General features: G+C 52.1%; 15 protein-coding genes. 10 read left to right on the top strand and 5 right to left on the bottom strand.

Annotated features, from left to right (window positions below):
* Window positions 1–150: 150 nt before the first annotated feature.
* A complete protein-coding gene (gene secDF, locus EG028_RS09680) occupies window positions 151–3,291 on the top strand; it encodes a protein translocase subunit SecDF (RefSeq protein ID WP_120516105.1) in 3,141 nt (1,046 codons plus the stop codon).
* A 298-nt stretch (window positions 3,292–3,589) separates the two neighbouring features.
* Here the strand turns inward: secDF and EG028_RS09685 are convergent, their stop codons facing one another.
* On the bottom strand, window positions 3,590–3,934 hold the full coding sequence (locus EG028_RS09685) for a HesB/IscA family protein (RefSeq protein ID WP_120516104.1): 345 nt from the start codon (window positions 3,932–3,934) through the stop codon (window positions 3,590–3,592).
* 132 nt (window positions 3,935–4,066) lie between these two features.
* On the opposite strand from EG028_RS09685, the gene EG028_RS09690 reads away from it, so the two are divergent.
* Complete coding sequence (locus tag EG028_RS09690; RefSeq protein WP_123864615.1) at window positions 4,067–7,027, top strand: hypothetical protein; 2,961 nt, start codon at window positions 4,067–4,069, stop codon at window positions 7,025–7,027.
* Between the two features lie 9 nt (window positions 7,028–7,036).
* Complete coding sequence (locus EG028_RS09695; RefSeq protein WP_162946392.1) at window positions 7,037–8,092, top strand: AI-2E family transporter; 1,056 nt, start codon at window positions 7,037–7,039, stop codon at window positions 8,090–8,092.
* Here the strand turns inward: EG028_RS09695 and EG028_RS09700 are convergent, their stop codons facing one another.
* Both EG028_RS09700 and EG028_RS09705 read right to left on the bottom strand, forming a co-directional pair.
* A complete protein-coding gene (locus EG028_RS09700; protein WP_120516101.1) occupies window positions 8,093–8,581 on the bottom strand; it encodes a hypothetical protein in 489 nt (162 codons plus the stop codon).
* A 55-nt stretch (window positions 8,582–8,636) separates the two neighbouring features.
* Window positions 8,637–11,273, bottom strand: a complete 2,637-nt coding sequence (locus EG028_RS09705) for a valine--tRNA ligase (protein ID WP_120516362.1) — start codon at window positions 11,271–11,273, stop codon at window positions 8,637–8,639.
* A 299-nt stretch (window positions 11,274–11,572) separates the two neighbouring features.
* Here EG028_RS09705 and EG028_RS09710 point away from each other — a divergent pair, with 299 nt between their 5' ends.
* Window positions 11,573–12,028 carry a hypothetical protein gene (locus EG028_RS09710; RefSeq protein ID WP_120516099.1) on the top strand — a complete coding sequence of 152 codons (456 nt, stop codon included), beginning with the start codon at window positions 11,573–11,575 and terminating at the stop codon, window positions 12,026–12,028.
* 181 nt (window positions 12,029–12,209) lie between these two features.
* On the top strand, window positions 12,210–12,782 hold the full coding sequence (locus EG028_RS09715; protein WP_123864616.1) for a hypothetical protein: 573 nt from the start codon (window positions 12,210–12,212) through the stop codon (window positions 12,780–12,782).
* A gap of 73 nt (window positions 12,783–12,855) precedes the next feature.
* Here EG028_RS09715 and EG028_RS09720 read toward each other — a convergent pair whose 3' ends face one another.
* Window positions 12,856–13,869 carry a threonine aldolase family protein gene (locus tag EG028_RS09720; protein WP_120516097.1) on the bottom strand — a complete coding sequence of 338 codons (1,014 nt, stop codon included), beginning with the start codon at window positions 13,867–13,869 and terminating at the stop codon, window positions 12,856–12,858.
* A gap of 391 nt (window positions 13,870–14,260) precedes the next feature.
* Between EG028_RS09720 and EG028_RS09725 the strand changes: the two genes are divergently transcribed.
* The 5 genes from EG028_RS09725 to EG028_RS09745 all read left to right on the top strand — a co-directional run bounded on the left by EG028_RS09725 (window position 14,261) and on the right by EG028_RS09745 (window position 18,440).
* The gene (locus EG028_RS09725) at window positions 14,261–15,118 is read left to right on the top strand and encodes a sigma-70 family RNA polymerase sigma factor (protein WP_109698810.1); all 858 of its coding nucleotides are present in this window, start codon (window positions 14,261–14,263) and stop codon (window positions 15,116–15,118) included.
* Between the two features lie 182 nt (window positions 15,119–15,300).
* Window positions 15,301–16,182: a DUF4249 domain-containing protein gene (locus tag EG028_RS09730; RefSeq protein WP_120516096.1), complete on the top strand. Its 882-nt coding sequence runs from the start codon at window positions 15,301–15,303 to the stop codon at window positions 16,180–16,182.
* A 34-nt stretch (window positions 16,183–16,216) separates the two neighbouring features.
* Window positions 16,217–17,164 (top strand): thioredoxin-disulfide reductase, encoded by a 948-nt coding sequence (trxB, locus tag EG028_RS09735; RefSeq protein WP_120516095.1) that lies wholly within the window; start codon window positions 16,217–16,219, stop codon window positions 17,162–17,164.
* A 108-nt stretch (window positions 17,165–17,272) separates the two neighbouring features.
* Window positions 17,273–17,623, top strand: coding sequence for a dihydroneopterin aldolase (folB, locus tag EG028_RS09740; RefSeq protein WP_120516094.1), 351 nt, complete (start codon window positions 17,273–17,275; stop codon window positions 17,621–17,623).
* 61 nt (window positions 17,624–17,684) lie between these two features.
* Window positions 17,685–18,440: a tetratricopeptide repeat protein gene (locus tag EG028_RS09745; protein WP_120516093.1), complete on the top strand. Its 756-nt coding sequence runs from the start codon at window positions 17,685–17,687 to the stop codon at window positions 18,438–18,440.
* A 106-nt stretch (window positions 18,441–18,546) separates the two neighbouring features.
* Here EG028_RS09745 and EG028_RS09750 read toward each other — a convergent pair whose 3' ends face one another.
* A complete protein-coding gene (locus tag EG028_RS09750; RefSeq protein WP_120516092.1) occupies window positions 18,547–19,881 on the bottom strand; it encodes an MATE family efflux transporter in 1,335 nt (444 codons plus the stop codon).
* Window position 19,882 lies beyond the last annotated feature (1 nt).

Below are 19,882 nucleotides of genomic sequence, written 5' to 3' on the forward strand. Positions count from 1 at the left end.
GTTGCGCCATAGAAGGAAATTTTTATGCCGGAATGCAGCTCAAAACCAATCACATAGTGGTTTTTGAACTGTTTGTAACCGGGCTTTAATATATCAATTTAAATTCTATCTTTGCAACTCTTAAAAAATTTATATTAATAATCAAACAAAATGCAACTAAAAGGACTGGTTAGATTTTTTGCTGTCGCACTGATCCTTATCTCTTTGTATCAATTGTCCTTCACGTTCGTGGTGCGGAACTATGAGAAAAAGATAAAGACCTCGGCCGAAGCCTATGTGGCCGGGCAGTACCCCACTGCGGAACAGAAGTATCCCGGTAACAAGGAAGCACAATCCCTGTACAGAGATACATTGAACGATTACACAAAAGCGCGTTCGGAACAGTTACTGGATAGCGCCAGTGGCAAAGAGATTGCAGGATTCCCCTGGTTTACCACCTATACCAAAGCAAAAGAAAAGCAGCTGAACCTGGGCCTCGACCTCCAGGGCGGTATGAACGTAGTACTGGAAGTGAGCGTAGAAGATGTTGTACGCCAGCTTGCCAATCAATCCAAGGATCCCGCATTCAACAACGCGATCGCCAAGGCAAAAGAACGTAAAAAGAGCAGCCAGTCCGACTTTGTGACCCTGTTTGGCCAGGCTTACAAAGAAGAAGCTCCCAATGGTAAACTGTCTTCCCTCTTCGCCAGCGCGCAACAGAAGCAGATCACCTTCAACAGCAGCAATGACGAGGTGCTGAACATCATCCGCAACGAATCCAGGGCGGCGATCAAAAACACCTATAAAGTATTACAGAACAGGATCGACAAGTTCGGTGTGGCTTCACCTTCCATCAACCTGGACGAGAACCGCGGTATCATTTCCGTGGAACTGGCCGGTGTGGATGACGCGGAGCGCGTACGTAAGTACCTGCAGGCCAGCGCCAACCTTGAGTTCCGTGAAACATACAAAACCAGCCAGCAGTTCTACGACGAAGTGCTGCTGCCGATGAACGAAGCCATTAAAGCATCCCAGGGCAATGCCAGGAAAGTGGACACCGGTGCCGTGAAAACAGACTCCGTTACCGCCGCCGCTCCTGCCGCTGCTCCCGGTGATACTACCGGCTCTCTCTCCTCGCTCCTCGCGAAGGATTCTTCCGGCAAAAATGTAGCCGGCGGTGATTCCGCCGCGCTTGCGCTTGCAAGGGACCAGAAAGAGATGCCCCTGTTCATGGTTTTCAAGATCAACCCTGAACCCAGCTCCGTATTGGGCCAGATCTTACCGAAAGATACCGCTACTTTCCGCCGTTACCTGGAGCTGCCCGCTGTAAAAGCGGCTATGCCCAAGGACCTCGTGTTCCTTTACGGCCCTTCCAATAAAGAAGACCGTACCCAGCCCCTGCAGATATTCGGGGTGAGAGTGAACCCGGCCAACCCGAAAGCGAAGATCACCGGTGAAAGGGTGATCGCCGCCCGCGCGGACTTTGGTGAAAACCACCAGGTGGAAGTGACCATGAGCATGGATAACATCGGTACCCGTGACTGGCGCAACCTTACCCGCCAGCTGAAACCTACCAATCCTGACGACCGCAGCACTTATAGTTATGTAGCGATCGTACTGGACAATGTAGTGTATACCGCACCTTCCATCATCAACGAGATCCCGAACGGTAACTCTTCCATCAGCGGCAGCTTTACCCTCGAAGAAGCGGATGACCTTGCGAACATCCTGATGTCCGGCCGTATGCCCGCCCCCGCCAAGATCGTGCAGGAGCAGGTGGTAGGCCCCACCCTGGGACAGGAATCCATCGAAGCCGGCGCAAAATCATTTATCATTTCCTTCGTGGTGATCTTCATCCTGATGCTGGTATACTTCAATACCGGCGGCTGGGTGGCAAACATCGCGCTGATACTCAACCTGCTGTTCACCGTAGGCATCCTGGCCTCGCTGGGCGCCACGCTCACCATGCCCGGCATCGCCGGCCTGGTGCTCACCATCGGTATGGCAGTGGATACGAACGTAATTATCTTTGAAAGGATCAAGGACGAACTGAGCCGTGGTAAAACCTACCAGCAGGCGGTGGAAGACGGTTACAAACGTTCTTACGCCCCTGTACTGGACGGTCACATCACCTCCCTGCTCACGGCCTGCATCCTGTTCTACTTCGGCCTCGGCCCCGTACTGGGCTTCGCCACCACGCAGATCATCGGTCTGCTCCTGTCCCTGTTCTGCGGTATCCTCGTATCCCGTATGATCACCGACTGGTGGACGAACAAAAAAAGGCACCTGGAGTATTTCACACCGCTTTCCCGCAGGATCTTCAGACATGCCAAATACGACTTCGTAGGCATGCGCAAATACACCTATATCATCTCCGCTGTAGTACTGGTACTGGGTATCGGTTCCTTCTTCAACGGATTTGACCGTGGGGTGGACTTCAGCGGCGGCCGCAGCTACACCGTGCGCTTCGACAAACCGGTGAACCGCGAAGCTGTACACGAGGCACTGAACAAAGAATTCGAATCTGAAACCTTTGTAAAGACCATCGGTACCAACAACCAGCTGAACATCACCACTGCATACAAGATCGATGATAACTCAGACGCTGCAAACCAGGAAGTACAGGCCAAACTGGTGAACGCCATCAAACCGTACTACGACGGCGGCCTGGACAAAGCCACCTTTGAAAGCAAATACCTCGTTGGGTCACAGACTGTAGCCCCCACCATTTCGGATGACTTAAGGAACGGCGCTATCAAAGCCACCATCCTGTCCCTCCTCGTGGTGTTCCTCTACATCCTGCTGCGATTCAACAAATGGCAATACTCTATCGGTACCATCTTCTCCCTGCTGCACGACGTACTCGTAACGCTGGCGGTGTTCTCATTCTGCCGCAACATCGTACCGTTCGCACTGGAGATCGATCAGCACTTTATCGCGGCGATACTGACCGTGATAGGCTTCTCGATGAACGATACCGTGATCGTGTTTGACAGGATCCGTGAGAACTTCCGCCTGACCAAAGGCGGCGATACCAAAACGATCATCAACCGTGCGATCAACGAAACGCTGAGCCGTACGATCATGACCTCTGTGACGGTATTCCTCACCATCCTGATCCTTTTCATCTTCGGTGGCGAAGTAACCCGTGGTTTTGCATTCGCGATGCTGATCGGCGTACTCACCGGCGCTTACTCTTCCATCTTTGTAGCGGCTCCCGTTCTCGTGGACTTCGATAAGAAGAACACCCTGGGCAATGAGGCTGAAGCAGTGAAGATTGAAAAAGCTCCGCCATTAGTGAAAGGCAAATAAGCTGAAAGAAATCTTTAGATAAAAGGCCGTCCCGGTTGGGGCGGCTTTTGTTTTTTTCGGGAATGCCGGGCCGTTTTGGAATATCCGGAGGAGGTTTGAGGTGAAAAAAGAGGAAGTTGCAGCATTCCGGGCGATCTCTTTTGATGGTATTTTAGCAAAAAGGGGAGCTTATACGATAGATATAGGATCGTTATAGGAGAGATATAGGAGAGCGTTCCGGTGGGAGGGTTAATATAATATAAGAGGCCGTCTCCTTTGCTGGGAGACGGCCTCTGTTGTAATAGTATTTTTACCTCAGCTACACGGCAAATGAGGTGCCGCAGCCGCAGCTGGAGGTGGCGTTCGGGTTGGTAAAGGTGAATCCGCGCGCGTTCAGCCCGTGCTGGAAGTCAACTTCCATGCCAAGGAGGTACAGGCCGTGGGATTTCTTCATCACTACCGGGATGCCTTCAATTTCGTAAACCTCGTCATCTTCCATCTTAGCGTCAAAGCCCAGTATATAGGAAAGGCCGGAGCATCCCCCGCCTTTTACGCCGATGCGGAGGTATTGGCTCTGGTCAAAGCCTTCTTCCGCACGGAGGCGTTGCAGCTCCTGGATGGCGCCGCTGGTGAGATTTATAGGTGCGTTGGTGATTGTTTCCATTGTTTTGATCCGATTTATTATACAAAAATACGGAAAAATGAAGAATGTGTGTTGTCACATGATAGTCAGTGAAGCAGACATGAAAGTAAAAAATTGTATGTAATTTGTTTCCCGGTGTCTAACCCTTCTTATATGCAAAGATTACTATGCCTAGCCGTGGCCGTTTTATTAGCCAACCAGGCGGCTGCACAATTATTCGGCGGAAACCCGCCTTCCCAGAAGTGGCAACAGGTGAATACGGATACGGTGCGGGTGATCTTCCCCAAAGGCATGGATGCGCAGGGCCGCCGGGTGGCGGACCTGGTGCAGCATATGAGCCGGTACAACACCGGTACCCTGGGGACAAAAGTGAAAAAGATCAACATTATCCTGCAGCACCAGACGCTGCAGTCCAACGGTTATGTGCAGCAGGGGCCTTTCCGCTCCGAATTTTACATTACCCCGCCGCCGAACAGTACGGACCTGGGGTCCATCAACTGGGTGGACCAGCTGGCCCTGCACGAATACCGGCATGTAGTGCAGAACAACAACTTCAATAAAGGCGTCAGCAAGGTGTTTTCCATCCTTGGCGGCGAGCTGGGGCAGGGCGCGGCAAACGGCGTTGCCGTGCCGGACTGGTTCTGGGAAGGGGATGCCGTAACCATGGAAACCGCCCTCAGCCTGCAGGGCAGGGGCCGCCTGCCGGCCTTTTTTGACGGCTTCCGCGCGCTCACGCTGGCGGACAAAGATTATACGTATATGCAGGTGCGCAACGGCTCCCTGCGCAAATACATGCCCAATCATTACAACACCGGTTATCTCATGAGCAGCTACGGACGGCTGCAATACGGAACGGACTTCTGGAAAGGCGTTACGGACGATGCGGTGTGTTACCGCGGGGTATTTTACCCCTTCAGCCAGAGCCTGAAACGCCGGACCGGCAAAAATGCCGCTGCGTTTTTCGCCGCCTCGCTGGATTATTACAAAAAAGCCTGGGAGCCGAAAGAACACGAAACGGCCGATACGCTTACGCCCGCCGGCCGCACGGTATCCAATTACCGCTATGTGTACGCGGTGGACGACAGCACGCTGATCTACCTCTATAATTCCTACAAACAGATCGCCAGCTTCAAACTGCGGCACGCGGACGGGCGGGAAGAGCTGATCACGCGGCCAGGTATAGGGTTTGACGATTATTTCAGCTACCGCAACGGGCGCATCCTGTGGACGGAAAGCCGCTATGATCCCCGCTGGAACAGGAAAGACTATTCCATCGTAAAAGTATTCGACCGGAATACCGGGAAAACTATGACGCTGAACCATGCCCGCCGTGTTTTTTCGCCGGACCTGAGCCATGACGGGAAAATGATCGTGGTGAACGCGGTGACGCCGGAACAGCGGTACCAGCTGGAGATACTGGATGCCAATACCGGAGAAGTGCGTGGAGCGCTGGTTAACCCGGCCAACTGGTATTATACTTACCCGAAATTTACCGGGGATGACCAGTACATCATCAGCGCGGTGCGTAACCAGCAGGGAAAAATGGCTTTGATCAGGCAAAAAGCGGATATCCTTGAAACAGATAAAAACGGCGTCATGAAAGGCAAGTGGAGGTCGTACCCTCCCATGCGCGATAAAGGCGACTTTTCCATCGGCGGCAAGTGGGGTGCTGATCCGGCCCGCAGCACAGGGGATACGGCTACCGACCAAGTGCTGTCCATCCTTGAAGAAGCAGGAGAAATTCAGGTCCTCATTCCCTTTGGCAACCCCACCATCGGCATTTCCAGCATAAAAGGGGATATGGTGTATTTCCAGGCTTCCTTCGGCGATGCGGACAATGTATACGCCATACCGCTGAATGGCGGGCCGGTACAGCAGGTCACTCACCGGCCAAACGGCGTGAGCCATATGGCAGTTCAGGATAACAAAATCATTTTCAGCGAGTTTACGGCCGAAGGGTACAAACTCCTCCGGAAACCGCTGGAAGGCAGCACGCCTTTCGATCCGCAAAAGGATAACCAAAGCGCATGGTTAAAGCCCGATTTAGGCGAAGAAGGCAACATCCTTGACAAGGTGCCGGTCAGCGATCTGAAGGCCCGTAAATACGCTAAAACACACCGTCTTTTTAATTTTCACAGCTGGATACCGAGCATCAACGATCCGGAGTACGGCCTGTACCTCTATGGGGACAATGTGCTGGGCACCCTGCAAACAGCCATAGGCGCCTACTACAATACGAACGAAAACAGCCCCGCCATCAGCGGATCGCTCACCTACGCGGGCCTTTTCCCTTACCTGCGCACCGGCGCGGATTACCGCATGGACCGTTACCTCTACGTAAACGATACCGTATCGGTGGAATGGAACGAGCTGGACTGGTTCGGCGGCATGAGCATCCCGCTCACGTTCTCCGCCGGGAAATATCTGACCGGTCTCACCATCGGCGGTAATTACCACGAAGTGAACCGTAAGAGGGCGAACAATTCGAAATACCGCTTCCGCGACAGCCACATCCAGTACCTGGACCTGAGCCTCGGCTTCTCCAACCAGCGGATCAAGGCATTGCAGAATATTTATTCGCACTTCGGGCAGTCGCTGAGCGTGCGGTACAACAAATCCGTGAACAATGTGCCGGCGGAGCAGATCTATGGCCGCCTGGACCTTTACCTACCCGGGTTTTCCGCCAATCACAGCATTGTGTTGCAGGGCGCTTTCCAGCAGCGGGATACCATGCTGAGGTATTCTTTTACAGATAACTTTGTGTATGCAAGGGGTTACAACAAACCGTTTTACGAAAGCATCTGGAAAGTGGGCGCCAACTATCATTTCCCGATCGTATACCCGGACTGGGGATTTGCGAACCTGCTGTATTTCACACGCATCAGGGGGAATGTTTTTTATGATTACAGTTCCGCTTACAACTTTAGAAGCAAACAGGATGTTACTTATGCATCCACGGGAGCAGAGCTTTTCTTTGACACAAAAATCGGGAACACGCTGCCTTTCACTATCGGGGTGCGATACAGTTACCTGCTGAATACGAACCCCGGAGATCCCTCGCGGAAAGACCGTTTTGAAGTGACAGTACCTTTGCAGCAATTATTTGCCTTTTAAAAAATGAACATGAGACCATCGTTGAATAATAAGCAGCCTTTTTATATCAAGCTGAGCCATGTGCTGCTGAGCCTCGTGCTGATCGTGGTGATACTGCGCACGATGAAGGAAATACTGGCGCCGGTGGCTTTCGGTTTCCTGTTTGCCGTGCTGCTGCTGCCGCTGGCGCAGGGTTTGGAAAAACTGAAGTTCTCCCGCGCCTGGGCTTCCACCGTGGCGGTACTCCTGTTTGTGATCTCGATGCTGGGCCTCGTATATTTTATTTCCTGGCAAACCACTTCTTTTCTCACGGACCTGCCGGTGCTGGAAAAAAGAATGATGACGCTGGCCAACGATCTGACCATTTGGATAGATGAAAAATTCAAGATCGATTCCGACCAGCAGGTGGCCTGGATCAATGAGACGGCGGCCAAAAGCGTGAGCACGGTATCCGCGTTTGCGGTGAACGCGGTGTCTTCCGTTTCTTCCATGCTGATCTTCCTGGTGTTTATCCCGTTGTATACTTTTTTCCTGCTCTTTTACCGCCGCCTGCTGATGAACTTCCTGCTGAAACTTTTCAAACGCGAACATGCGGATGAAGTACATGAAATAATGGCGCATTCGCGGCTGGTGATCAAAAGTTACGTGGTGGGATTGTTCATTGAAATGATCGTGGTGGCGGGGTTATACATTATTGCACTGCTGTCGCTGGGTGTAAAGTATGCGGTGCTCTTAGGCACGCTGGGTGCTATTTTTAACGTGATCCCCTACATCGGGATGGTGGTGACGATCTTTATAACGGTGTTGGTAACGCTTACTACAGGCACTCCCGCGCTGGCTTTGTGGGCGGCGCTGGCGATGTTCGGCATTCACCTGCTGGATGCGAACGTGCTGTTGCCGCGCATTGTTGGTTCCAAAGTATCCATCAATGCAATGATCACTTTGCTGGGCGTGTTTATCGGCAGTATGGTCTGGGGAATTGCGGGAATGTTCGTTTCCATACCCGCGATGGCATTGCTTAAGATCATCTTCGACCGTATCCCGAATATGCGTGCCTGGGGATTGCTGATGGGGCAGGGGGAATGATCAGTTCACCACGATGCGCAGCTCCGGTACCCGGTAGAATTTATCGCCGGTATAACGGATCACGATGTTGGAGAACAATAATACTTCGCCTTTCTGCACGGTTTCTTTCAGCCGGGTGCTCCATAAAGTACTGAGCTTGTCGCTTTTGAAGGAATCGCCGGTGGTTTCCGTGTAAAAGCCCACCTGCTGCGTGGTATCGTTCAGATGCGCTTCTTTTGATTCATAGGTAAAATCAAAAGACACGACCGGGAATTTGTTGTTTTTCTGATCACGCACGATAAGCGAAGAATCGAGGAGTTTTACCACTTCGGGGCGGGGGAGGGTATCGCTGAGGAAGATGCCCCAGGTAGTGCGGAAACCAAGCGGTTTTTCCTTTGCAGCTGCCGGTTTTGCAGCGGGCTTCGGGGTGGAGGGTTTCCTCACCTGAGCCGTGGCCGCAGCGGAGCAGCAAATAAAAAACAATACTGTGTAAAATAGTTTCTGCATCATAGGGAATTAAAAGAAAAGCCCGTCCGGTTACTAAAACGCCGGACGGGCTTTTAAATTATAACAGTTTAAGACTTTCTTCGATAGCCTGGATGCGCGCCTCGCAATCCGCTTTTTTGCGGCGTTCCGCTTCTACGGCTTCCGGCTTGGCGTTCTGCACAAACTTTTCGTTGGCAAGCTTGGCGTCTACGGACTTCAGGAAACCTTGCTGGTAGACGAGGTCTTTCAGCAGCGATTCTTTCTGGGCCGCGGGGTCCACCTCGGTATCCGTCACCATGTAGAACTTATCCTTGCCCACTACCAGCGATACAGCGCCGGGAATGGCTTCTTTTGTGTAGGTCAGTTCGCGTGCGTTCAGCTGTTTGGCCAGTATACTTTCGATGCGTTGGAAAGCATTCTGATGGCGCGTCTCGATATGCAGCGCGATGGTGTCTTTGGGTTTCACCTGGTTTTTGTTGCGCGCGTCGCGGATGCTGGTGATCACTTCTTTTGCCAGCGCGCCTTCCACCAGGATAGGCTGGTGAGTGGCGGCGGGAGCAACAAACTGGCGGATCACGAGGTCATCGCCGGGCTGTCGCTCGCGCAGCAGGTGATACAGCTCTTCCGAAACAAATGGCATGAACGGATGGAGCAATTGCAAAAGGCGTTCGAAGAAACCGATGGTCTTTTCGTACACGCCTGCGTCTATCGGCTGTTCAAAACCGGGTTTGATCCACTCCAGGTACCAGGAGCAGAAATCGTCCCAGATGAGGCTGTATATGGCTTTGAGGGCTTCGCTGAGGCGGAAGTCCTTAAAAAGTTTTTCTACTTCGGCATGTACTTCATTCAGGCGGTTTTCCATCCATTCCACGGCAAATTCCGGAACGGGCGCGCCGGTGTTCTGCCCGGGTTTCCACATCTTCACCAGTTTGAGCGCGTTCCACATCTTGTTGTTGAAGTTGCGGCCCTGCTCGCAGCTGGTATCGTCAAACAGCAGGTCGTTGCCGGCGGGGGAAGAGATCATGATGCCAAAACGCACGGCATCCGCGCCGAAGCGTTCGATCAGTTCCAGCAGATCGGGCGAGTTGCCGAGCTGTTTGCTCATTTTGCGCCCCAGCTTGTCGCGCACCATACCAGTGAAGTATACGTCGCTGAAAGGTTTTTCGTGTTTGTATTCCAGGCCCGCCATGATCATACGCGCCACCCAGAAAAAGATGATATCCTGGCCGGTTACGAGCACTGAGGTGGGGTAATAGTAGTTGATGTCCGCATTATCGGGCTGGCTGATACCGTTGAACACTTCCATGGGCCAGAGCCAGGAGGAGAACCAGGTATCCAGGCAGTCTTCGTCCTGGCGGAGAGTGGTGGCCGTTTTGCCGAATTTCTCCGCATACAGTTTCAGTGCGTCGTCATGCGTTTCAGCTACTACAAACTGGCCCGCATCGTCGTACCAGGCGGGGATCTGCTGGCCCCACCAGAGCTGGCGGGAGATACACCAGTCCTTCACGTTTTCCATCCAGTATTTGTAAGTAGCCAGGAAGCGGTCGCCGGGGTGGATCTTCACCTCTCCATTCACTACGGCGTCCAGCGCGGGTTGCGCCATGTCCGCCATTTTTACGAACCATTGCGTGGAGATGCGGGGTTCTACAACCGTATCCGGGTTGCGCTGGCTGTAACCGAGGCGGGTGGTGTATTCCTGTTCTTTTACGAGCAGGCCTTCTTCCGCGAGGGCGGCTATTACTTTTTTACGGGCGCGGAAGCGGTCTTCGCCTACGAACACGATGGCGGCAGCGCTCAGCGTGCCGTCGTCGTTCAGCGTGTCTACTACTTCCAGGTTGTGTTTCAGGCCGAGGTTATAGTCATTGATGTCGTGCGCGGGCGTTACTTTGAGGGCGCCGGTGCCGAACTCTTTGTCTACATATTCGTCGAAGATCACGGGCACCTTGCGGTTCACCAGCGGTACCACGGCGTAGTGGCCTTTCAGATGGGCGTAACGTTCATCGTCCGGGTTTACGCAGATGGCGGTATCGCCCATGATGGTTTCGGGGCGCTGCGTGGCGATGGTGATGAATTCACCGGTGGCTTCCCCGGCGGCATTTACCACGGCGTATTTTACATGATAGAGTTTGCCATTGATCTCTTTATATTCCACTTCCTCGTCGCTGAGGGCGGTTTTGGCTTTGGGGTCCCAGTTGATCATACGGGCGCCGCGGTAGATGAGGCCTTTATTGTAAAGGTCTACGAACACGCGGATAACAGCCTGGTAATAATGATCGTCCATGGTAAAGGACACACGGTCCCAGTCCACGGAGCAGCCCAGTTTTTTGATCTGGTGGTAGATGATGCCGCCGTATTTTTCCTTCCATTCGTAGGCATATTTGAGGAATTCCGGGCGGGTGAGCTGGCTTTTCTCGATGCCTTTTTCCTCTTTCAGCATGTTTACCACCTTGGATTCGGTGGCAATGGAAGCATGGTCGCTGCCGGGCACCCAGCAGGCGTTGAAGCCGCTCATGCGGGCATGGCGCACCAGGATGTCCTGCACGGTTTCGTTCAGCGTATGGCCCATGTGGAGCACGCCCGTTACGTTTGGCGGGGGGATCACGATGGTAAAGGGAGGCCGTTCGTCGGGAACGGAGCGGAAATACTGCTTGTCCATCCAATACTGGTACCATTTGTCTTCTGCCGAGGCAGGGATGTAGTTCTTCGAAAGTTCCATGCTGTTCATAATAAGGTCTGCAAAAATAGCGGAGATTCAGGAGAGAAGGAAATCAGCGATCAATATATTGAATTTTTGTGATAGGAAATACCGCTTACCGGGGCTGATGGGGGCCGGAGATGAGGTGCTCTGCCTGGTAAAACAGGTATTTTTACGGGTGTTGCGGTTGAAATTTAACTTTACTTTCGAATTATAGCAGCGATTGACCCCGAGTATCCAGAATGACCCCTGTCAACTCAAAACCTACATATATGCAAGTTTTAATGAAAGTCCCCTTTCTTTTGCTGATTATCAGCTTAATGGCAATTTCCTGTAAGAAGGACGGCCCTGCAGGCCCGGCGGGTAAGGACGGTAATGCGAATGTGACTGTTTTTAATTTCGGCAGCCGGGTGGTTACCACAGCTTCCAATTATGTGCTTTCGGGTATATCGCGCGGGCGGATAGACAGCAGCATGGTGCTGGCATATTACAATCCCGTTCCGGAGGATGAAAGCGCATGGTACCCGGTGCCCGGCCTTGGTTCATTGGGCGCTTACGAAACGCGTTACTTTATTTCCCAGACCTCAAATGATTATACTTTTTCTGTAAGACTGGTAACCCCTGCCGGTGCTGCTTACACTACACCCGTAACGTTCCGGAAAATGAGGATATTTATTGTACCGGCAAACAACGTGGTGAATGTGAACGGCAGGATGGCAGGGCCTGATCTGAAAGATTATTATGCGGTGAAGGAGTTTTACAACATACCGGATTAAACGTTTATGCTTCACTGTAACAGTGCCGCAGGGTTTTAAACCTTGCGGCATTTTGTTTTTAAGAAAAACCGGTCATCTGTTAAGTGAATTCATGCAACGGTTAACCAGCCGGAAGAGTTGGGCGCGGGTGAAATAGTTTTACGGAAGAAATCAAATCCTTACCTGAAAACAATTCAATATTATGAAGATGATCCCCCAAAACGCATTATTCCTGCTGTTATTCACTGTTACACTGTTTGCCTGCAAAAAAGAAGGCCCGGCAGGTCCGGCGGGCGCTGCCGGCCAGCAAGGCGTTCCCGGTCCGCAGGGCCCCGGCGGCACGCAGGGTAAAACGGGCAGCGCAAACGTGACCGTGTATACTTTTCCCTCGAGGACCTTCGTGGCGTGGAGCGATTTCGAGATCCACAATATTTCCAAGGGAAGGGTGGACTCCAGCCTGATACTGGGATATTTTAATACCGGTTCTGATGCGGCGCCCAGCTGGTACCCGATCCCCGGCCCGGGCCCGGTTGCAGCCTATGAAACAAGATATGCAACGTATTTCGGCGGTGCCGTGCCTAATCAATACCTTGTTTTTTCGGTGCGTGTCTCAAAGCCGAACGATCTTGCGACGCAATATCCCAGTGCGGTAACTTTCTACAAAACGAAAGTATTCATCATACCGGCGGCCACGGTGATCCCCGGGGGTAAAAAAGCGCTGCCTGACCTCAATAACTACTATGAAGTGAAGGAATATTATGGAATAGAAGACTGATATGACCGGATACCCGCCATAAAAAAGCCGTCCCGAATGCTTTCGGGACGGCTTTTTCGTATAGTGAATGCTGTTATGCCATGGTACGGATGGCTGCAATGGTCTTTTCCACCATTTCGGGCGTGATATCCAGGTGCAGCACTATTCTCACCTGTGTTGTGGAGATGGCCATCACACGGATGCCTTCGCGCTCCAGGTAATCGCGGAACTTAACGGGCGTCCAGCCGCCGTGCACTTCGAAAATGAGGATATTGGTCTCCACGGGCAGCATATGGCCTACGAAAGTCTGTTCCAGCAGTGCCGCGGCTATCATTTTGGCGTGAGTGTGGTCATCCGCCAGTCTTTCCACGTGATGCTCCAGCGCATAAATGCCGGTAGCGGCCATAAAACCTGCCTGGCGCATACCGCCACCGAGTTTTTTACGCACGCGCCGCGCTTCTTTGATGAACGTTTTGCTACCCAGCAGTACGGAGCCCATAGGGCAGCCGAGGCCTTTATTGAGGCAAACGGAGATACTGTCGAACACCTGGCCGTACTGCGCGGCGGTTTGCCCTGTGGCAAGCAGCGCGTTGAACAGGCGGGCGCCGTCCAGGTGCAGTTTGAGGCCGTGTTCGGTACAAACAGCTTTTATCTTTTCGATCTCTTCCCAGTTGTAGCAGCATCCGCCGCCGCGGTTGGACGTGTTTTCGAGGCAGACGAGGGAGGTGCGGGCCTTGTGAACGTCATCGGGATTGATGGCGGCTTCCACGTCCGCCGCTGTGATCATGCCGCGGTCGCCTTCGAGGGGGCGTACCTGTGCGCCTGCGTTGAAGGCGATGCCGCCGCCTTCATATATATACACATGAGCGAGGGAGCTGCAGATCACTTCGTCTCCGGGCTGCGTGTGTACTTTAATGGCGATCTGGTTGCTCATTGTGCCGGAAGGGCAGTAAAGTGCCGCCTCCATGCCAAAAAGTGCTGACATCCTGGCTTCCAGTTCGTTTACGGATGGGTCTTCGCTGAAAACATCGTCCCCGATGGGGGCTTTAAGCATGGTCTCCAGCATGGCCGGAGTGGGTTTTGTGAAAGTGTCGCTCCTGAAATCCATTAAATAATTTGCAATAGGTGGTTAGATAAATTAGAGAAGTTATTAATTTGAATAAGTATATTTTTCAATTGTTAAAATTTAGATAAACCCCCGGAAATACTGACGATTTCGCTATTAAATTCCGTTTATATAAAGTACTTTGTTATACTGAACAGGCATTGAGACTGTTCTGATTAAGTGCTCAGCTATTGAAAGTGAACAGGTAACGAGCATTCTTGCCCCGGTATAAGTAACCCAGCCTAACCATATCACAGCAATTTGGAAGAGTGGGGGATTAGCACGATCTTTGCAGACTTATTTTGGCAACCGTGTAAGATATACCATTTAAATGTTACAACAAAATTATCTTTCGGCTGTTAATATAATATTCTTAAACTAATACTTGTAAAATATGAGGCAACTTAAAATTGCCACCCAGATCACCAATCGTGATTCGCAGGCGGTAGAAAAGTACCTGCAGGAAATCTCGAAGATCCCTTTGTTAACTCCAGAGGAAGAGACGATTCTGGCACAGCGCATAAAAATGGGCGACCAGCGGGCTCTTGAAAGATTAACTACAGGAAACCTTCGTTTCGTTGTTTCTGTGGCCAAACAGTATCAGCACCAGGGCTTAAGCCTCTCCGACCTCATCAATGAAGGTAATTTAGGGTTGATCAAGGCAGCACAACGTTTCGACGAGACCAAGGGTTTCAAATTCATTTCATATGCCGTATGGTGGATCCGCCAGTCCATATTACAGGCATTGGCTGAGCAGGGCCGTCTGGTCCGCCTGCCACAGAACAAAATTGGCACTTACAATAAAGCGAATAAAGCCTACATGGCATTTGAGCAGGAGAACGAGCGCGAGCCTTCCACGGAAGAGCTGGCCGAGATCCTGGAAATGTCCGAGTCAGAAATCAACAATATCTTCCAGAGCAATACCCGCCATATGAGCCTCGACGCACCTGTGCACGAAGCTGAAGATGTAGCCATGGGTGATCTCCTGGAAGGTGGCGATGTGACGGACGACGATGTGATGCAGGATTCGCTGAGAGAAGAGATCCGCCGCGTGCTCAAGTCCCTGAGCCCCCGCGAAGCGGAAATTGTGAACGCGTACTTTGGTCTGGATGGTGAAAACGGCGCAACAATTGAACAAATAGGACAAAAGTATGATTTGACTAAGGAACGTATCCGCCAAATCAAAGAGAGAGCCATCAAAAGGCTGCAGAAGGCCCGCTATAGCGGTGCACTGAAATCCTATCTGGGATAATTGGTTTTAGTTTAATATAATCTTTCGAATCTGGGATAAAAGCATCCCGCCCTATGTAAATGTGGCGGGATGCTTTTTTTTATACCTATAGGGTCCGTCTATAGCTATATAGAGTCAAATAGCAACCATTCGTACCCTCCCGATTCGAAAATCTCCTCTTTACCCTTTATTTTTGCAATCCTATGCGAAAGGCATATTTCACACTCGTTTTTCTGACAGTAACCGGAGCGGCTTGTGAAAAAGAGATCAATGTTGACCTTCAGCGCACCGAAGACATGCTGGTAGTGGAGGGGATCATTGAGCAGGGGGCCTTCCCCATGGTGCGGATCAGCAGGAGCCTGAACTACTTCAGTAAGATCACCCCGCAGCAATTGCTGGAATCATTTGTGCACGATGCGAACGTGACCGTCAGCAATGGCGCACGTACCCATCGGCTGCGCGAATACAGTACGGACACCACGGGAGGCGTGGCGCTGTACTTTTACACAATTGACACGGCGGACCTGCAGACAGCTTTTCTCGGTGAAGCCGGTAAAAGTTATACCCTCCGGATAGAAGCCGAAGGGAAAGTGCTGCATTCCATCACTACCATCCCCGAGCCGAGGCTTACGCTGGACACTATGTGGTGGAAAAACGCGGGGGGAGATGATACGGGGCGTGCCCGTATATTGGTGAAAGTGACAGACCCGCCTGAAAGAGGCAATTATGTCCGTTACTTTACATCCAGGAACAAAGAACGTTTCCTGCCGGGGCTGAACTCGGTGTTTGACGACCAGGTGGTGAACGGCACCAGCTTTGACGTGCCGCTGGACCCGGGAGTGGACAAAAACAGGAGTATCGATTTTGATGATTACGGCTTTTTCAGCAAGGGGGATACGGTCACACTGAAATTCTGCAACATAGATCATAATACCTATGATTTCTGGCGCACGGCGGATTTCGCCTATACCTCCACGGGCAATCCTTTTGCATCGCCCACACGCATACTGGGCAATGTGACCGGCGCGCTGGGTTATTGGGGAGGTTACAGCATTACTTACAGAACCATTACTATTCCAAAATAAAATCAAAACCAACACCAACACATTAAACAACAGCATGGAAAACAAGACTTCACAGGAACATGTACATGTACTGATCATCGGGTCAGGCCCGGCGGGGTACACGGCAGCCATTTATGCCGCCCGCGCGAACCTGAAGCCCGTCCTATACCAGGGCATACAGCCCGGAGGCCAGCTTACTATCACTACCGAAGTAGAAAATTATCCCGGTTACCCCGAGGGCATTCAGGGCCCGGAAATGATGGTGGACTTTGAAAAACAAGCCACCCGCATGGGGGCGGACATCCGTTACGGTTTAGCCACCGCGGTGGATTTCAGCTCACAGCCTTATAAAGTGGAAATAGACGAAGAAAAGACCATCACCGCCGATTCCATCATTATCGCCACGGGCGCTTCCGCCAAATGGCTGGGCCTGCCCAGCGAGCAGCGCCTGAACGGCAGCGGCGTATCCGCCTGCGCGGTGTGCGACGGGTTCTTTTTCCGTGGTAAAGAAGCGGCGATCGTAGGCGCGGGAGATACCGCGGCCGAAGAAGCCCTGTATCTTTCCAAGATCTGCTCCAACGTACATATGCTGGTGCGCCGTCACGAAATGAGGGCCAGCAAGGTAATGCAGGACAGGGTGCTGAAAACGTCCAACATCATGGTATACTGGAACACGGAAACACTCGAAGTGACCGGTGAAAACAAGGTGGAAGGCGTACGCATCCTCAACACCCAGACTAAAGAGGAAAAAACGATCCCCATCAACGCATTTTTCGTAGCCATCGGTCACCAGCCTAACTCCGGCATCTTTGCGGGCAAGCTGGAGATGGACGACCAGGGGTATATCAAAACCATCCCGGGCAGCACCAGGACGAGCGTGGAAGGCGTATTCGCCTGCGGCGACGTGCAGGACAAAACCTACCGCCAGGCCGTAACAGCCGCGGGCAGCGGGTGTATGGCCGCACTGGACGCGGAAAGATATCTTTCCGCCAAAGGACATTAATATTTATCACGGGGCTGATTTAAAAGGAATTCAGCAGGAGAGCGGCCACCCACGGTTCCTCCCTGCCACACAGGATGCCTTTCAGATCGGCCCTTTATCTTTATCATCATGCTGACCATTGCGCTGGAAAGTATCAAATTCTTTGCTTATCACGGTTTGTATAAGGAAGAACAGGTGCTTGGCAATCATTTTATCCTCGACGTGCAGGTGAGCATCCCTGAGCCGGAGCATCCATCGATGCTTTCGGAATCTGTGAACTACGAAGAGCTGTACAGTATCGCCCGCCGCGTGATGGAAGTGCCGCAACCCCTGCTGGAGCAGGTAGTGCACGACATTACCGCCGCTATCCGCGCAAAATACCCGTACGTCACCCATTCCAAAGTAACGCTCCGGAAACAAGCTCCGCCGTTCGGGGGCGACCTGGCATTTTCCGTGGTGAGCCTCGAAAAACAATATTGAGCGGAGGCTGTTATTTACAGGCAAGAAAACTTATTTTTGGTGACCCTTAAATTCAAGTCCTATGCTTAAGAAAACCATCTTCATGCTTATGCTCTGCGGCATCGCGCTGGCTGTAAAGGCCCAGAGCGCGGAAGAACTGCTCGCGCAGGCGCAGCTGCTTACCAAACAATACAAAGAAACCGAAGCCCTTGCCAAATACAGGGAACTGTTGCAGGTATCCCCTGGTCATGTAACCGCTTTTGTACAGTCGAGCCTCATCTGTAGCCGCGAAAGCACGCGCCAGAAAGACAAGGCCGTTAAACAGGAATGGCTGGAGCAGGCCAGGATAGCCGCGTACGAAGCGTTGAAGGCGGAGCCCGAGAACCCCGAAGCCAATTACGCCCAGGCCGTGTATTACGCCAGGCTGGCGCAGATATCCGGTGCAAAGGAAAAAGTGGCTGCCGCTAAAGAAGTGAAAAAGTATGCGGACCTTGCCCTGAAGTTTAAACCGGATTATGCGGAAGCCTTTCACCTGATCGGCAAATGGAATTTCGATCTGTATAACCTCAGCTCCATTGAAAAAACGGCGGCTAAAGTACTATTCGGCGGCGTGCCGCCCGGCACGATGGAAGAAGCGATCGCTAATTATGAAAAATGTATGCAGCTGAAACCGAATTATATCGTCAACTACCTCGACCTTGCCATAGCATTCAAACAGAACAACCAGGAAACACAAAGCATGGAAGTGCTGAACAAAGCCATGAAGCTCCGACCCATGTTCCAAGATGATATTGCGTACAAAGCCGAATGCAAAAAAATGTTGGACGCCATGCAATAGCCCGGAAAAGGCGACGGTAAAACACGAAACATGGTAAACCGGCTATGGTTATAAGCCACGATCAGCCGGGGATGGCAGACCCCGGCGCCCTACAATCACACAACCACTAAGCCAGTACCTTCCCTTTCCATCGCCCGCTGCGCAGGTACAGCCACGCCAGCCCGCCCATGGTGATCCAGTATACGAACTCGGCGCCCCAGGCCCAATGCAGCGGGCTCCGCCATTTCTCGATGATCACGATACAATAAGTAAGATATACGATCACGGAAGCGAACTCGATCAGCAGGTTGATGCGCGTATTGCCCGTGCCGGTCACCCCGTTGAATGTAATGGCCGTCATGGCGGAAAGCAGCATCACCAGCGTACACACCCTGATGGAAGGGATGGCGTCCGTGATCAGCGTAGTGTCTGAAGTATAGATCTGTAACAACTGGTAAGGGAAAAGATTGATCAGCAGGCAGACAAACGACGCGCAGAGGAATGCAATACCGATGATCCTTTTTACCAGTTTCAGAACATCCCCTTCACGCCCTTGCCCGATAAGGTTGCTCACCATCGTATTGCAGGTGGAAGCCAGCGCCCAGGTGAATATCCCGAACAGCCCGAACACACTCCTCATCATGTTGGACACTGCCAGCGGGCGCTGCCCCAGGTGCTCAATAAATATAAAGAACACCAGCCAGCTGCCGATGCTGAAGAGGAACTGCACAATCAGCGGCGCGGAAATGGTCAGTATGTTTTTTATCACCTGCCAGTCCGGTTTAAACCGTTCAAACAGCCTGAACTTAGCCGGGAACTTCAACAGGAAAAGCAGGCAATAAGCCGCAACAAAGCCCGTCATCTCCGCAATCACGGAGGCGTAGGCCGCCCCGTTCAGCCCCAGCGCCGGCATACCGAGGTTCCCGAAGATCAGTCCATAGTCCAGCGTGATATTCGCTATTTCCTGGAAAATGGAAGTGATAGCCAGTAATTTAGTGTTGCCGGTACCGATATAAAAGGCGTTGCAAAGGCTCATGAGCATCAGGAAAGGAAGTCCCCATATCCGGATGCGCACAAAACCAGAGGCGGCATCCCGGATGGCGCCATCGTGGAGGGATGCGGAGAAAAACGCAGGAGCGAAAGCGTAAGTGATAAAGATGGCGAAAGCGGAGAAGACCAGTGCAAGGAAAAAACCGTTGGAGAATATCCGGCCCATGCCACCGTAGTTCATTTCACCGGCCCTCCGCGCGAAAAGCACCTGCAAGCCGTTGTTCAGCCCGTAGGAGATCATATGCATGACAAGGTAATAGATGCCCGCGATGCCGTTCACCGCAAAGGGGAATTCTCCCAGGTGGCCGAGGAAGGCGGCATTGGTCATGTGATTGATCTGCGGAAGAATAAGGGCGAGACAAATGGGCCCGGCGATCTTTATAATCTGTTTGTACGATAAGTTAACTTGCATA

This window comes from Chitinophaga barathri (assembly GCF_003807585.1).
Taxonomy (GTDB): domain Bacteria; phylum Bacteroidota; class Bacteroidia; order Chitinophagales; family Chitinophagaceae; genus Chitinophaga; species Chitinophaga barathri.